We start from the raw sequence: 15,497 nt of genomic DNA, 5'->3' as shown, positions 1-15,497 counted from the left end.
CGACTAAATCCCTTTGATGGAGTACAGCTCAACCCCAACGGATCCACCCACCCCAGCGGATTCGGCGCATACTGATACAGATTCAGCCCGCCGTTTAACCCTATCGGATCCTGAGTGGTAAAACGCCCCACGCCTGGGTCGTAGTAGCGGAACAGGTTGTAGTGCAGACCGGTTTCACTATCGGCGTACTGCCCGGCATAGCGCAGCGGCTGGTTGATGGTCGGTTTGCCCTGCCGCAGCGCCCAGCTTTCCGCCGTCTGGTGGCTGACTTCGCCAAAGCTGCCGTACTGGCCGCTCCAGCGCACGGCGCCATCGGCGTCGGTGACTTCCAGCGGCACGCCGTTAAGATCGGCAGTAAACCAGTAGCATTCCCCGTCCTGTGCCTGAGCAGGGTGATCGACCCGCGCCAGCGGGCTCCAGGTTTCGTTCGGATCGTACAGATAAGTGGCGCATCGCTCCCCTTCCCGGCTTTGCAGCAGACGCCAGCCTTCCCACAGGAAACGGGTTTCCACCGTGCCGCACCGGGTGGTGACCGTTTTCGCAATACGGCGCCCCAGGGCATCGTAGCGGTAACGGGCAGTGAATTTTCCTTCCGGCCCGGTGCCGCTGGCAGAAATCAGTCGGTTATCGGCATCGTAGCTATAGTGCTGCTGATGCAGACCGTGACGACGCTGAATCAGATTGCCGCGCGCGTCATAACGAAAGAACAGGTTTTGCCACTGGCCAAGCCGGTTATTGCTTACCGGCTATGGTGTTGCACTCCAGAATATGTACAAGGTCGGCTATGTCAGTATCCGCCATGAGAGCCGCAGGGATATCACCGCCCCCCTCTATTCACGCAGCCCCAGCCTGCACTGGCCAGGGAAGCGAGGTTTGATACCGGATGTCTAGTGATGGTAAAGATCGTCAACCTCATGGCTCCCTGAATAACCATAACCTGACGCCGGTAGAATACTAGCTGATGGGTAAAAACCGGAAGTGACAATCAGTATCACGTCCGGTTGATTATTAATCTAAAAAATCATCATTTTCAAGGTAATAAAGCGTGGCGTTTAGAAAATCAATTTCTCCAGAATCTGGGTGATGATCTAAGGTATTATCCACTATTGCTTTAAAAATAGGGGACTCTAAAAAAGTTCCGTAACTTTCTTCAAAATCCATCTCCTCATCTTCATTTTCAGCAAGATAGTAACGCCCGTTAACTATGTCATCTTTTGAACCAAGATTAAATGATTCATCAACGTACAACCATCCTACATCTGGTAGCGTTTTGTAACTATTCAGCAGTTCCTTAAAACCTAAAAAAGTAACCATCATTACCTCGCTATTTTCGACAGGCAGTTCCACCACCCCATTTATTACGACCACCAGTACCATCAGGGTGATAAATTTTATGATAACTCTTGTGATCGTTGAAATCAGCAAGTTGGAGGGAACCTGGTGTATCACCGTGATGCCAAGTCATACCTTTTGGTGATGAACCTCTATACTTCCCGTTTCTCATAGGTTGAACATGCTCCACTACACCGGGATACTTTGTCTGCAACTCTCGCTTAAACTCTGAGTCGACCTGCAACCGCTGATGCACTGATTCATTCGCTCGACTAAAGTGCTCTTTATCTGTAAGGGTATATTCTGATGGCCCTAACCGATGTTCATGGAATACATGGTACTTACCTAATCCTCTTTGTCCTTCACCTTTATATAACCCCAACGGATCCACCCACCCCAGCGGATTCGGCGCATACTGATACAGGTTCAGCCCCCCCTGCAACCCTATCGGATCCTGAGTGGTAAAACGCCCCACGCCCGGGTCGTAGTAGCGGAACAGGTTGTAGTGCAGACCGGTTTCACTGTCGGCGTACTGCCCGGCATAGCGCAGCGGCTGGTTAATGGTCGGTTTGCCCTGCCGCAGCGCCCAGCTTTCCGCCGTCTGGTGGCTGACTTCACCAAAGCTGCCGTACTGGCCGCTCCAGCGCACGGCGCCATCGGCGTCGGTGGCTTCCAGCGGCGCGCCGTTAAGATCGGCAGTAAACCAGTAGCATTCCCCGTCCTGTGCCTGAGCAGGGTGATCGACCCGCGCCAGCGGGCTCCAGGTCTCGTTCGGATCGTACAGATAAGTGGCGCATCGCTCCCCTTCCCGGCTTTGCAGCAGACGCCAGCCTTCCCACAGGAAACGGGTTTCCACCGTGCCGCGCTGGGTGGTAACTGCTTTCGCAATACGGCGCCCCAGGGCATCGTAGCGGTAACGGGCGGTGAATTTTCCTTCCGGCCCGGTGCCGCTGGCAGCAATCAGTCGGTTATCGGCATCGTAACTATAGTGCTGCTGATGCAGACCGTGACGGCGCTGAATCAGATTGCCACGCGCGTCATAACGAAAGAACAGGTTTTGCCACTGGCCCAGCCGGTTATTGCTTACCGGCTGCGGCGGCATCATGGCGTCACGCTCCAGCAGATTGTCAGCGTCGTCATAGCTAAATTTCAGCGCCGTCAGCCCCTGACTCGGCTCGTTATGTTTCAGCAGCCGCCCTTCGGCATCGTACCCGAAATGGAGTTCGCCACGTAACGTATCGCTGACGCTTGTCAGCTCGCCGCGGCCGCTGTAACGGTACAGACGTTCCAGTAGCTGCTGTTCCGGCAGTGTGACTTCTCCGGTGAGCTGACTACGCTGACGGGTCCTGCGCCCAAGGGCATCGTAGCCGCGGGTCTGCAATCGGGCGCCCTGGCTGCGGCTCAGTTCACGGTGCAGACGGTCACGGGTGAATTCACTGACCAGCCGCTGGCCAAATTTAACCGCGCTGACGTGGCCGGAGCCATAGCGCAGCCAGCTTAGCTGCTGACCTTCCGGCAGGGTCAGGGCGCTGAGGTTGCCGAGCACGTCATAGTCGTAACCCAGCGCCCCTCCGGCACCCGCCTCTTCGCACAGGTTCCCCGCTTTATCATAACGTAGCGTCACGCTATCGAACTCAATGCCCAACGCCGCACCGGCATCAGTGGGGCGTCGCTCTACCCCAATCAACCGGCCAAGCTCGTCACGGGTGTAGTGGAATCCGGCATGATCGTGAGCGCGCCAGATCAGTTGACCCGCAGCATCATGACGATAGAGATGCACCTCTACCGGCTGTTCGCCGTCGGCGTCCGGCTGGCCGCCATGGCGCACCATGCTGAGCCAGCCCGCTTCGTCGTAGCTGAACTGGCGCGAGGTTTCATCCGGGCGGATCTCACGCTGGGGGCGCCCCAGCGGATCGTATTCAAAGCGGTAGTCGGCACCGTTGCCATTTTCCAGGCGAGTCAGGTTGCCGCGCGGATCGTAATGCCAGCGTCGGGTGCGGTTCAGGCGATCGGTCATACTGACCGGCTGCCCCAGCGCGTTCCAGCGCAGCCGGACTTCGCTTTCCAGCGCATCGCGCCAGCGCTCTATCTGACCGTGGGCGTTCCAGCGCAAAGTTTCACGGCTACCGTCCGGCAGTTCGATGGCGACTAACTGCCCGGCAGCGTTCCATTCGCGGCGGGTGGTGTTGCCTTCGGCATCGGTGGAGGACAGTAGCTGCCCAAAGCGGTCATAGTCGAAGGTGGTCACGCTGCCGGAACAGTCGGTACGTTGGGTAACCAGCCCCTGGCGATTCCAGCGAAGCTGCACTTCGCCGCCAAGCGGGTCGGTGATACGTTCAGGCAGGCTGGTCTCAGCATTCGGATAGTGATAACGGGTGATCGCGCCTGCGGCATCAGTTTCGCTGATCAGCCGCAGCCGTTCGTCCCACTGCGCACTTTCGCTGGCGCCGTCCGGCCCGGTAATGCGTGCCATCCGGTCGCTCTGGCGGTGCCATTGATACAGGGTGGTATGCTCCAGCTCGTCGGTTTCACTGAGCATACGGCCGTAGTCATCCCACTGGCTTTTACGCATGGCGCCGCCGGGCAGCAGTACCGCGTTCAGTTCCCCCTGTTCATACAGCAGGTGAGTCTGACGCCCGTCAAAGTCGGTATAGCAGGCGACGTTATCATCGTCGTCCACCAGCCAGGCCGCGCGCGCGCCGTCTTCACGCTCCACGCTGCGCACCCCGGTTTCAAAGTTGTAGCTAAAGTTCAGGCGTTCACCGGCGCTGTTGCTGTAAACCACCACCCGGGGCAGAGAGTCTATCTCCTGCCACTGGTAGTCGCTGCGCAGGCCGTTGCCGTCTTCGTGGCTGATCATCAGCCCGTCAGCCCAACCAAAGCGGCGGAGCACGCTACCGCCGCGGCCCGTTACCGTGATGAGTTGCCCTTCGCCGTCATAATCATAGCCTGCCAGACAAATTTCATCGTCCAGCCAGGCGCCGCTCAGACGTCCGTCGCGATAGCGGCAAATCACCCGCTGCCCGACGCTGTCGGTCAGAGCCTGTAGGCGTCCGTCGTCGCGCCATTCAAAATCGGTGCGATTACCGCAGGGATCGGCGATATGGGTCAGCGTAGCGCGCCCTTCGCCAGAAAGAGCCGAATAGTGCCAGACTTCACCGCTGATGTCATACACCGTCCAGTGGCCGTCCCGGTGGTGCTCCAGCCAGCGTTTTTCCGGCTGGCACCAGGTCCGGTGCCCCTTTTCCACCAGCGGAAACGAAATATAGTCACCTTCTGGCGAACGCCAGACCAGCCCCTCTTCATGGCGTTCGAGCGACGTTTCCCAGAACAGATTCCAGCCGCGGCCCAGTACGCTGTCGCCGGGATTACCGCTGCGCCAGTAGCGCTGCCAGCGTACCGGCAGCGCGGAAGGCAGCACGAAATCGAGCTCATCGTCGTCGCTCAGGAATTTTTGCCCGGAGATAATCTCTACCGGACGCGCGACAATCCCCACCGCCGTGGCGCCAATCAGCAGCGAGCTACCGCGGCAGAGAATGCGCGACAGCTTGCCGATGCCCGGCATTTTCTGGATAAGCTTCGCCAGCTTACCGGCGGCGGCACCCGCACCGCCAAAGCCTGCCAGACTGGCGAAAAACAGCGTCAGATCGGAGGCTTTATACCAGTTTTCAGAGACCTCCGGGGTAATGGGCAGCGTGGTGACCGCTTCCCCGCCGATAATGACATTCGCAGAGCCTTCCATTACCTGCGCGTCGCAGTTGGTTTTATCCCCCTTACGGGAAGCAGGCATATCGTTAATGATCACCTTCGAGGAGCCCTGCGCCATCTGCATACTGGGGCCATCGCGCCCGCAGGCCACCATGCTGGTCGTGGCGATGGCGGCAGGTTTATCGTTGATGAAGACGTCGCGGGCGCCGGTGACGATCGGCCCTTCCGGACTGAGACTGTCGGCACCGGACTGGGCCATACTGTCACGAGCCGAGGTGCCCAGTTCAAGCGACGCCCACCCCACCAGCAGAGCAGCCCCAACCAGCAGAAGACCCACGCCAAGGCAGGAGGCCCCCATTCCGGCTATCAGCAGCGCCCGGGACGCGAACCCTCCTGCCGCGGCAAGTAACCCGCCAACGATAGTGCCGCCGATCAAGCCGGCCAGGGCATGGGAGTGTCCGATTTGATCGTCGACGCGCGCCGCTTCAAACATTCAGGGGATCCTTACTTCTGTGGGTGTGAGTGAAAACTGGCGAGCAGCTCGCTGAAGGCTTTTTCATCCTGAGCGCTCAGTTCGGTATTTTTCGAGAGCGTAAAGACCAGCACCTTATCGGGCCCGGTTAAAAATACCGCCTGACGCTGCCAGATTCGCTCGGCGCCGCGCAGATAGCTGGCGTGCAGGCATTCTCCCTGCGGCCCATCATGGCCCAGCCTGACCGCTTCACGCGCCAGGGTTTTCCAGCCTTTAAGATGCGTCTTCATCAGCCCAAGCTGGCGTTCGATATAGTCAGCCAGTGCTTCGTTGGGTTCCGGAGTATCGCGTGAGATATTGAATGCCGCATCACCCGCCGCGGGCGGGGGAAAAATGTTGACCGTGCGATCCTGGTAGCCTTCAGGAAGCGCCACGCTCCCTTCGCTGAACAGGCAGCGCGCTGTTTCTGAAGTCATAAGGTATGGCTGTCCCTGTTAGTTATGAACAAGGGCATCAGATTGCCACAAACTTTTAACATTTTCTACTGCGGGCTGATGGCGCGGGGCCTGACGGGAAAACGGGGGGTAAAAAACAGCAAATGCGCCATACAGCGGGCGCATGAATCCGGCAGCATCGGAACAGGTCCGGTGAGCTGAAAGCGAGAACAGCCCCGCCGCCGCGTACCGATGCCAGAGCACCCGTACGCGGCGCAGGAAAAAGGCCGCAGTGCGGCCTTTTTAGTCAGGACTGAGTTAGTCGTTTTTCGGCGTTGCGTTCTCGACGCGACTCTTAAGCTTCTGCCCGGGGCGGAAGGTCACCACACGGCGCGCCGTAATGGGGATATCTTCACCGGTTTTCGGATTACGTCCGGGCCGTTGGTTCTTGTCGCGCAAGTCAAAATTACCAAAGCCAGAGAGCTTCACCTGCTCACCGTTCTCCAGTGCGCGGCGGATCTCTTCGAAAAACAGCTCCACCAGCTCTTTGGCATCCCGTTTGCTAAGCCCAAGCTTATCAAACAGATACTCTGACATTTCAGCTTTTGTAAGCGCCATAGGTTCAATCCCTCAATGATGCCTGGAATCGCTCTTTTAATGCCGCTACGCATTTAGCTACGGTGGCGGCAATCTCCTCTTCCTCGAGTGTACGGGTGGTATCCTGAAGGATCAGGCTAATGGCCAGGCTCTTATCACCTTCGGCTACGCCCTTACCGCGGTACACGTCAAACAAGTTTACGCCAACTACCTGATTTACGCCAACTTTCTTACACTCATTGAGAACATCTGCTGCGGGAACGCTTTCAGACACCACAACGGCGATGTCGCGACGGTTCGCCGGGAAGCGCGAAACCTCCTGCGCCTGCGGTATGCGACGGTTCGCGATCCGCTCCTGAAGCAGCTCAAACACCAGCGTGCGGCCGTTCAGATCCAGCTTACGTTCCAGCTCCGGGTGGACAACGCCAATGAAACCAATGCGTTCGCCTTTTAAATAAATGGCAGCACTTTGGCCAGGATGCAAGGCCGGATTAGCTTCTGCGCGGAATTCAATTTCAGACAAATCTCCGGTAAGTTCCAGAACCGACTCCAGATCGCCTTTCAAATCGTAGAAATCAACGCTGCCTTTCGCCAGGTCCCAGTGCTCTTCATAGCGGTTACCGCAGATAACGCCAGCCAGCATAAGATCCTGACGAATCCCCAAGTCTGCCTGAGTATCAGGCACAAAGCGCAGGCCGCTTTCAAACAGACGCACCCGGCTCTGCTGACGATTCTGGTTATACACCACCGCACCCAGCAGGCCGGTCCACAGCGACAGACGCATCACCGACATTTCGCTGGAGATAGGGCTCGGTAGCATCAGCGCCTCTTCGCCCGGATGCAGCAACTGCTGAATTTTCGGGTCGACGAAACTGTAGGTGATGACTTCCTGGTAGCCTTTGTCCACCAGCATCCCTTTCATACGCTTCAGGGAAAGATCGGCCTCACGATGGTTGCCCATCACGAGGGAAGCCTGGACTGGCATATCGGGAATATTGTTGTAGCCATAGATACGGGCCACCTCTTCCACCAGATCCTCTTCGATTGAAATATCGAAACGCCAGGACGGCGCTACCGCGTGCCACTCCCCTTCACCTTCGGTTACCTCACAGCCAAGATGACGCAGGATATCGCCAACCTGAGCGTCAGGAATCGGGTGACCGATCAGGCGATCCAGCTTACTGCGACGCAGGCAGATAGTGGACGGCTTCGGCAGATGCGCTTCATGGGTCACGTCGATAATCGGGCCCGCTTCACCGCCGCAGATATCCGTCAGCAGACGGGTGGCGCGCTCCATGGCTTTATACTGCAGCTGGTAGTCCACGCCGCGCTCATAGCGGTGCGAAGCATCGGTGTGCAGACCGTGACGGCGAGCGCGGCCGGTAATCGCCAACGGATTGAAGAAGGCGCTCTCCAGCAGCACGTTACGGGTTTCGCCATTCACGCCAGAATGTTCACCACCGAAGATACCGCCCATAGCCAGGGCCTGTTGGTGGTCGGCAATCACCAGAGTGTCAGCATTGAGCTGAACTTCGTTACCATCCAGCAGGGTCAGTTTCTCGCCCTCTTTCGCCATACGCACCACAATACCGCCTTCGATCCTGTCTTTATCGAATGCATGCATCGGCTGGCCCAGTTCGAGCAGCACGTAGTTGGTCACGTCCACTACCGCATCGATGGAACGAATGCCGCAGCGGCGCAGCTTCTCTTTCATCCACATCGGGGTCGGCGCGGTCACGTCGATACCTTTGACTACCCGGCCAAGATAACGCGGGCAGGCTTCGGCGGCATCCACCTGAATCGGCAGAGTCTCATCGGTGGCGGCCGCGACGGGGGCGATTTCCGGCTCGACCAGCGGCTGCTGATTCAGCACCGCCACATCGCGCGCCACGCCCATAATGCCAAGGCAGTCAGCGCGGTTTGGGGTCACGCTGATTTCGATGGTGGTGTCGTTCAGCTTCAGATAGTCGCGGATATCGGTGCCGATGGGAGCATCGGCCGGCAGTTCGATAATGCCGCTGTGATCGTCGGAGATCCCCAGTTCAGAGAAGGAGCAGAGCATCCCTTCTGAAGGCTCGCCGCGCAGCTTCGCCGCTTTGATTTTAAAGTTACCCGGCAGTACCGCGCCCACGGTCGCCACCGCCACCTTCAGGCCTTTGCGGCAGTTAGGGGCGCCGCAGACGATATCCAGCAGACGATCGCCGCCCACGTTCACCTTAGTGACCCGCAGCTTGTCAGCGTTAGGATGCTGTGCGCACTCCATCACTTCACCGACTACCACGCCGGTAAATTCGCCCGCCACCGGCTCTACGCCGTCCACTTCCAGACCGGCCATGGTGATCTGCCCGGCCAGCTGTTCGCTGTCCAGCGCCGGGTTCACCCATTCGCGTAACCAGAGTTCACTGAATTTCATTAGCCAGTCCCGCCTTATTTAAACTGTTTGAGGAAACGTAAGTCATTTTCGAAGAAGGCGCGCAGATCGGTGACGCCGTAGCGCAGCATGGTCAGACGTTCCATCCCCATGCCGAAGGCAAAGCCGGAATAGACTTCAGGATCGATCCCCACGTTGCGCAGTACATTAGGATGCACCATGCCGCAGCCCAATACTTCCAGCCATTTGCCGTTTTTACCCATCACATCTACTTCGGCGGAAGGCTCAGTAAACGGGAAGTAGGAAGGGCGGAAACGCACCTGCAGATCTTCTTCAAAGAAGTTGCGCAGGAAGTCGTGCAGCGTCCCTTTCAGGTTGGTGAAGTTGATGTCTTTATCGACGATCAGCCCTTCCATCTGATGGAACATCGGGGTGTGGGTCTGGTCGTAATCGTTACGATAGACGCGGCCGGGAGCGATAATGCGGATCGGCGGCTGCTGTTGCTTCATGGTGCGGATCTGTACTCCGGAAGTCTGAGTACGCAGCAGGCGAGTGGCGTCGAACCAGAAGGTATCGTGGTCGGCACGCGCCGGGTGGTGACCCGGAATATTCAGGGCGTCGAAGTTGTGATAGTCATCTTCAATCTCCGGGCCGGTCGCCACGGTAAAGCCCAGTTCGCCAAAAAAGTGTTCAATCCTGTCGATGGTGCGGGTCACCGGATGCAGGCCGCCGTTCTCAATGCGGCGCCCCGGCAGGGAAACATCGATGGTTTCCGCCGCCAGACGGGCATTCAGCAACGCGCGCTCAAGAGTCTCTTTGCGGGCGTTCAGCGCCTGCTGGACCTGTTCTTTAGCCTGGTTGATCACCGCACCGGCCGCCGGGCGGTCGGCTGGCGGCAGGTCACGCAGGGTGGTCATCTGAAGGGTCAACTGCCCTTTCTTCCCCAGGTATTCAACGCGAACGTTATCTAACGCCGCAATGTCCTGGGCCTCGTTTATGGCCGCCTTCGCATTGGCAACCAGCTCTGCGAGATGTGACATGGTTTTCCTCTTATGCCGGCGGAGCCCGCCGGAGTCATGGGTCTGAGTGCGAATAATCTGTAAAAAAAAAGCCTCCATTCAGGAGGCCTTTTAGCGTACTTTCCGTTTCTTTTCTTACGCGTAAAGCCCCCCTGAGTCAGGCGCTAAAGTAAAAAAAGAAGCGGAAAATAGCAGCGTTCATGCTTGCAGTTACCTTGTCATAAACTGTTTTACCGCGCCTATTGAACGGCTTGCGGTATGAAATGTCAATGAATTGATTCGCTTAGAGACGAAAAGAGGGAGACAGGCTCCCTCTTCTCACTGGACTTATGCCAGCGCTGCTTTCGCTTTTTCGACCAGGGCGGTGAAAGCCACTTTGTCGAATACGGCGATGTCAGCCAGGATCTTACGGTCGATCTCAACAGACGCCTTCTTCAGGCCGTTGATGAACTTGCTGTAAGAAATACCGTTCTGACGGGCTGCAGCGTTGATACGTGCAATCCACAGCTGGCGGAACTGACGCTTACGCTGACGACGGTCGCGGTAAGCATACTGACCAGCCTTGATAACAGCCTGGAAGGCAACGCGGTATACACGAGAACGTGCACCGTAGTAGCCTTTGGCCTGCTTCAAGATTTTTTTATGACGTGCACGTGCAATCACACCACGTTTTACGCGAGCCATGTGCTCTCTCCTGTATCTATATTCTGTTTACCCTTCATCTTTCACATTCTCGCGGCGTTGGCTGCTTTCGGTCATCCCAGTCACTTACTTCAGTAAGCTCAGGGATTCCCTCAATTGCCGCCTGGCGACAATGCGAAATCTATTGGGTATGAAAAAAATTAAACGTTAACGGCTTATGCGTACGGCAGGCACGCGATTACCAGACCCAGATCGCCTTTGGAAACCATGGCTTTCGGGCGCAGGTGACGTTTACGCTTGGTCGCTTTTTTGGTCAGAATATGACGCAGGTTAGCGTGCTTGTGCTTAAAACCACCTTTACCGGTTTTTTTGAAGCGCTTAGCAGCACCGCGTACGGTTTTGATTTTTGGCATCTTATGACTTCCACTTCGCATTGTTAATAAACGAAATACAGGCGAACTAATCCTGCGAAACCCGAAGGTTTCACAGGATTAAATTACTTGAAGGCCCGTTATTTCTTCCTGGGGGCGAGCACCATGATCATCTGGCGGCCTTCGATCTTCGATGGGAAGGACTCAACGACTGCCAGTTCACTCAGATCTTCTTTCACGCGATTAAGCACTTCAATACCGATCTGTTGGTGGGCCATTTCACGCCCGCGGAAACGCAGGGTGATTTTGGCCTTATCGCCATCTTCGAGAAAGCGAGTCAGGCTGCGGAGTTTTACCTGATAATCGCCTTCATCAGTACCAGGGCGGAATTTGACTTCCTTCACCTGGATGACTTTCTGCTTTTTCTTCTGTTCTTTAGAAGACTTGCTCTTTTCATAGAGGAACTTGCCGTAGTCCATAATACGGCATACGGGCGGTTCGGCGTTAGGGCTGATCTCAACCAGATCTACCCCGGCTTCTTCAGCCTGTTCAAGAGCTTCTCTGAGGCTGACAATACCTATCTGCTCGCCTTCCAGACCTGTTAAGCGAACCTCTTGAGCGCGGATTTCGCCATTGATGCGATTCGGACGCGCGGTTTGAACTCGTTTTCCGCCTTTAATACCTTATTCCTCCAGTTGATGAAGACTGCGGCTGCGAATCTCTTGCTGCAGCTTTTCTATTACGTCGTTAACGTCCAGGCTACCGAGGTCTTTACCCCGGCGGGTACGCACCGCTACTTTGCCAGCCTCGACTTCTTTGTCACCGCAGACCAGCATGTAAGGAACACGACGCAATGTATGCTCGCGGATTTTAAAGCCTATCTTCTCGTTTCTCAAGTCCGCTTTTACACGGATGCCCGCATTCTGCAATTTACGGGTCAATTCATTCACATATTCGGACTGCGCATCGGTGATATTCATCACCACAACCTGCACCGGCGCCAGCCATGTCGGGAAGAAACCAGCGAACTCTTCGGTCAGGATACCAATGAAGCGCTCCATAGAGCCCAGGATGGCGCGGTGAATCATCACCGGTACCTGACGCTCGTTGTTTTCGCCGATGTAAGAGGCGCTCAGGCGCGACGGCAGCGAGAAGTCGAGCTGCACGGTACCGCACTGCCAGGCGCGATCCAGGCAATCATAGAGCGTAAATTCGATCTTCGGCCCGTAGAAGGCGCCCTCGCCCGGCTGGTATTCGAACGGAATATTGTTCTCTTCCAGCGCCACTGCCAGATCCGCTTCGGCGCGATCCCACATTTCGTCGGTACCGATACGCTTCTCGGGGCGGGTGGACAGTTTCACCACGATCTTTTCAAAACCGAAGGTGCTGTACATATCGTAGACCATACGAATGCAGCTGTTCACTTCATCGCGCACCTGATCTTCAGTACAGAAGACGTGCGCATCGTCCTGGGTGAAGCCGCGCACGCGCATCAGGCCATGCAGCGCGCCCGAAGGTTCGTTACGGTGGCAGCTACCGAATTCCGCCATACGCAGCGGCAGATCGCGATAGGACTTCAGCCCCTGGTTGAAGATCTGCACGTGGCCCGGGCAGTTCATCGGCTTGATGCAGTATTCACGGTTCTCGGACGAGGTGGTGAACATGGCATCTTTGTAGTTGTCCCAGTGACCGGTTTTTTCCCACAGGACGCGGTCCATCATAAAGGGACCCTTCACTTCCTGATACTGGTACTCTTTCAGTTTGGTGCGGACAAAGGTTTCCAGTTCGCGGAAGATGGTCCAGCCGTCGTTGTGCCAGAACACCATACCCGGTGCCTCTTCCTGCATATGATAGAGGTCAAGCTGCTTACCAATCTTACGATGGTCACGCTTTGCGGCCTCTTCCAGACGCTGCAGGTAGGATTTCAACTGTTTCTTGTCCGCCCATGCGGTGCCGTAAATGCGCTGCAACATCTTATTGTTGCTGTCGCCGCGCCAGTACGCCCCTGCGGTTTTCATCAGTTTAAAGTGATGGCAGAAGCGCATATTGGGCACGTGGGGCCCACGGCACATATCTACGTACTCTTCATGATGATAAAGACCCGGCTTATCATCATGGCTGATGTTCTCGTCAAGAATGGCAACCTTATAGCTTTCACCGCGCTCAACAAAAGTGCGGCGCGCCTCTTCCCAGCTCACCTTGTTCTTAACGACGTCGTAATTGGTCTCTGCCAGCTCGTGCATACGCTTTTCGAGCTTGTCGAGATCTTCCTGGGTCAGAGTGTGATCGAGCTCCACATCATAGTAGAAACCATTGTCGATCACCGGGCCGATAGCCATTTTGGTTTTTGGCCACAGTTGCTTGATGGCATGACCAAGCAGGTGCGCGCAGGAGTGGCGGATAATCTCCAGACCCTCTTCATCCTTCGCGGTGATGATCGCAAGTTTTGCGTCCTTCTCAATAGGATCGCAGGCGTCTACCAACTGGCCGTCTACGCGACCGGCAATGCAGGCTTTAGCCAGTCCAGGACCGATATCCTGCGCCACATCCATTACGCTGACCGCGTGGTCATAGGCGCGCTGGCTACCATCAGGAAGAGTAATAACAGGCATTCATAAATCCTTATTTGCAGTGGTGAGCCACACGCAAGCTCACATACAAAGTTTGCTGAAACGAAAAACGCCGCGCATCCGTCTCGCCAACTATTGCGAGGACGGCCTGGCGGCCGAATTACCCGCGCCCCCGAATTCCCCGGGTCGGCGCGTCATCGATAGTAACACTTCTGAGCGCGGCTGTCGCGCCGGCTCACTAAAATGGGGATGAAAAAGAATAGCTAAATGAAGGTGATGGCCGGCTGTTTTACACGACTCAATAAAAAAACCGGACGCAGTACGGGTCCGGTTTTATTTATCGATGATAAGATTATTATTAATTCGCCGATACTGCAAAACTCGTGAATCGCCAATAACCATGGTTATGACCAGTCGCCAGCGACCAGGGTATGAACATCAAATGCCTGATCCATTGTCTGACCGGTAGATAACGCGCCGGGCATAATATTTGAGCCCGCTTCAACGTCACTTGCGCGCTGGGCGGTCAGGGTCTGATCGGCTACTGGCTGTGCAGGCTGCGCGGCAAACGCCCCAAAGGAAAGGGCCGAAAGTACGATTGCCGTTGCGGTTGTCTTAATCATTTTCATATGCTTTTTCTCTTATTCTTTGGTATCAAACAAAATAACTGGCCTCGGTTTCAATACTAGATCCAGATCACATTTTTGACCAGTCAAATTATTTGCTTGTTGACATCAAATTTATTGACTCTGAAGTCTGACAGACAATTAAGGAGGAAGAATGAAGGGATACCGCGGAATATAAGTTCGGGCAGTGAAAGATCGCACATTAAATTAAAAAACGCCATTTTTGTAAAAACGAGCCGGGGATCCCCCGGCCTGTAATTACAGCTTATACCCTAACGAAATAGAGGTGCGGGTATCGGTATGTTCCGGCGCGCTGGACGGCGGATCTGAGTTCCAGGTAACGTTATAGGCCAGCTTCAACCCAAAGTGCTCGTTAATCGCCACATTCAGGGCGGTTTCCGAGTTAACAGTGGTGTCCTCGCTCCCCAGAACCGAGACTCCCTGAGTAAAGGTGGCGGTGTCTGTCATCTTCCACGCCCAGGTGCCGGATGCATAGCCCAGCGGCTGGGTTTTATCGCCACCGTCGGTGTACTCGTCGTAACGTACCCCAGGGCCGACTTCCAGCCGCAGCTTATGCGTCGGTCCATTCAGCAGTTGGCGCCCGTAACCGGTCGCCAGGACATCTCGCTGGCGATAGCCGTTATAGCGATCTGACAGCCAGCTTGCCTGGCCAAACAGGTAATCATGAGAGCTCAGGTTATAGCGACTACGCCCGCCCAGCGAATACTTTTCGGACGAACGCTCATCGTTAGAGGAGGTGTTGCTGGCATTGCCCCACAGCGACCAGGCGGTACTGGTCTGATACCAGGTCAGGGTCGAGTCGGCCGTCAGCGATGAGTTGCGGCTGTTACCAGACTGGGCCAGGTAGCCCGCATTTACATTGCCCTCGAAAGGTTTCGTCGCACTGGCCGGATCGTCCATCACGGTAAACACCGAGTCGTCGGCCATCACCAGCGACGGAAAGATAAAACTCCCCGTCAGCGCCAGAGCGACAGGAGTACGCGTTAATAAATTCATTATATCCGAATATCCATACAACAAAGAAAAACCCAAATAGCGCTAAAGTAATCTGCGAATCATACGCCGAATTTATCAGAACAAAAGCCCGTCAAAGGTTACTAATTATAAAAAATGAGCGCTGACAGCGTAATAAATAACCATTTAATTTAATGAATAAGAGGCCTCTTAAAAGGCATTTAAATTCAGATAGATAGAGTTTTCACATTTTGCAGGGTAACGCCAGGATTATCCCTGATTTTAATATGACAATCTTTTTTAACGCTGCTAATCTTTTAGGATTAAACGGAATAACCGCAGCGGCAATAAGATAAATATATAGGTTGACTTTCGCGCCC

General features: G+C 55.6%; 13 protein-coding genes, 1 pseudogene and 1 other annotated feature. All 14 genes and pseudogenes read right to left on the bottom strand.

What is annotated here, in order from left to right:
- Window positions 1-26: 26 nt before the first annotated feature.
- A pseudogene (locus FEM41_RS24945) lies at window positions 27-746 on the bottom strand (RHS repeat-associated core domain-containing protein); the annotation flags it as partial.
- A 262-nt stretch (window positions 747-1,008) separates the two neighbouring features.
- Complete coding sequence (locus tag FEM41_RS16140) at window positions 1,009-1,347, bottom strand: DUF7716 domain-containing protein (RefSeq protein WP_421804472.1); 339 nt, start codon at window positions 1,345-1,347, stop codon at window positions 1,009-1,011.
- Complete coding sequence (locus FEM41_RS16135; protein WP_138097223.1) at window positions 1,325-5,533, bottom strand: RHS repeat-associated core domain-containing protein; 4,209 nt, start codon at window positions 5,531-5,533, stop codon at window positions 1,325-1,327. The genes FEM41_RS16140 and FEM41_RS16135 overlap by 23 nt, the downstream gene beginning before the upstream one ends.
- A gap of 11 nt (window positions 5,534-5,544) precedes the next feature.
- Window positions 5,545-5,988, bottom strand: coding sequence for a DcrB-related protein (locus FEM41_RS16130; protein WP_138097222.1), 444 nt, complete (start codon window positions 5,986-5,988; stop codon window positions 5,545-5,547).
- Window positions 5,989-6,264: 276 nt separating this feature from the next.
- On the bottom strand, window positions 6,265-6,564 hold the full coding sequence (gene ihfA, locus FEM41_RS16125; RefSeq protein WP_138097221.1) for an integration host factor subunit alpha: 300 nt from the start codon (window positions 6,562-6,564) through the stop codon (window positions 6,265-6,267).
- Between the two features lie 4 nt (window positions 6,565-6,568).
- Window positions 6,569-8,956, bottom strand: coding sequence for a phenylalanine--tRNA ligase subunit beta (gene pheT, locus FEM41_RS16120; protein WP_138097220.1), 2,388 nt, complete (start codon window positions 8,954-8,956; stop codon window positions 6,569-6,571).
- A gap of 14 nt (window positions 8,957-8,970) precedes the next feature.
- Complete coding sequence (pheS, locus tag FEM41_RS16115; RefSeq protein WP_138097219.1) at window positions 8,971-9,954, bottom strand: phenylalanine--tRNA ligase subunit alpha; 984 nt, start codon at window positions 9,952-9,954, stop codon at window positions 8,971-8,973.
- Window positions 9,955-10,015: 61 nt separating this feature from the next.
- Window positions 10,016-10,140, bottom strand: a sequence feature (Phe leader region).
- Window positions 10,091-10,135, bottom strand: a complete 45-nt coding sequence (pheM, locus tag FEM41_RS16110; protein WP_106120997.1) for a pheST operon leader peptide PheM — start codon at window positions 10,133-10,135, stop codon at window positions 10,091-10,093. It overlaps the preceding feature by 45 nt.
- Window positions 10,141-10,260: 120 nt before the next feature.
- On the bottom strand, window positions 10,261-10,617 hold the full coding sequence (gene rplT, locus FEM41_RS16105) for a 50S ribosomal protein L20 (RefSeq protein WP_000124850.1): 357 nt from the start codon (window positions 10,615-10,617) through the stop codon (window positions 10,261-10,263).
- Window positions 10,618-10,790: 173 nt separating this feature from the next.
- The gene (gene rpmI, locus FEM41_RS16100) at window positions 10,791-10,988 is read right to left on the bottom strand and encodes a 50S ribosomal protein L35 (protein WP_001124225.1); all 198 of its coding nucleotides are present in this window, start codon (window positions 10,986-10,988) and stop codon (window positions 10,791-10,793) included.
- Window positions 10,989-11,086: 98 nt separating this feature from the next.
- Window positions 11,087-11,626: a translation initiation factor IF-3 gene (infC, locus tag FEM41_RS16095; protein ID WP_138097218.1), complete on the bottom strand. Its 540-nt coding sequence runs from the start codon at window positions 11,624-11,626 to the stop codon at window positions 11,087-11,089.
- Window positions 11,627-11,629: 3 nt separating this feature from the next.
- Entirely contained in the window at window positions 11,630-13,558 is a 1,929-nt protein-coding gene (gene thrS / locus FEM41_RS16090; RefSeq protein ID WP_138097217.1) for a threonine--tRNA ligase, read from the bottom strand.
- A 362-nt stretch (window positions 13,559-13,920) separates the two neighbouring features.
- A complete protein-coding gene (locus FEM41_RS16085) occupies window positions 13,921-14,145 on the bottom strand; it encodes a YdgH/BhsA/McbA family protein (protein WP_138097216.1) in 225 nt (74 codons plus the stop codon).
- A 255-nt stretch (window positions 14,146-14,400) separates the two neighbouring features.
- Window positions 14,401-15,090: a DUF481 domain-containing protein gene (locus FEM41_RS16080; protein WP_241666648.1), complete on the bottom strand. Its 690-nt coding sequence runs from the start codon at window positions 15,088-15,090 to the stop codon at window positions 14,401-14,403.
- Window positions 15,091-15,497: the final 407 nt, after the last annotated feature.

Source organism: Jejubacter calystegiae, assembly GCF_005671395.1.
In the GTDB taxonomy this organism is placed as follows: domain Bacteria; phylum Pseudomonadota; class Gammaproteobacteria; order Enterobacterales; family Enterobacteriaceae; genus Jejubacter; species Jejubacter calystegiae.
Note: the sequence above shows the minus strand (reverse complement) of the source record. Positions and strands in the feature narration are given on the sequence as shown.

Coding starts and splice junctions, on each gene's coding strand:
- FEM41_RS16085 (WP_138097216.1), bottom strand. CDS start 14,145: ATGAAAATGATTAAGACAACCGCAACGGCAATCGTACTTTCGGCCCTT.
- ihfA (WP_138097221.1), bottom strand. CDS start 6,564: ATGGCGCTTACAAAAGCTGAAATGTCAGAGTATCTGTTTGATAAGCTT.
- FEM41_RS16135 (WP_138097223.1), bottom strand. CDS start 5,533: ATGTTTGAAGCGGCGCGCGTCGACGATCAAATCGGACACTCCCATGCC.
- rpmI (WP_001124225.1), bottom strand. CDS start 10,988: ATGCCAAAAATCAAAACCGTACGCGGTGCTGCTAAGCGCTTCAAAAAA.
- pheS (WP_138097219.1), bottom strand. CDS start 9,954: ATGTCACATCTCGCAGAGCTGGTTGCCAATGCGAAGGCGGCCATAAAC.
- pheT (WP_138097220.1), bottom strand. CDS start 8,956: ATGAAATTCAGTGAACTCTGGTTACGCGAATGGGTGAACCCGGCGCTG.
- thrS (WP_138097217.1), bottom strand. CDS start 13,558: ATGCCTGTTATTACTCTTCCTGATGGTAGCCAGCGCGCCTATGACCAC.
- FEM41_RS16080 (WP_241666648.1), bottom strand. CDS start 15,090: ATGGCCGACGACTCGGTGTTTACCGTGATGGACGATCCGGCCAGTGCG.
- FEM41_RS16130 (WP_138097222.1), bottom strand. CDS start 5,988: ATGACTTCAGAAACAGCGCGCTGCCTGTTCAGCGAAGGGAGCGTGGCG.
- rplT (WP_000124850.1), bottom strand. CDS start 10,617: ATGGCTCGCGTAAAACGTGGTGTGATTGCACGTGCACGTCATAAAAAA.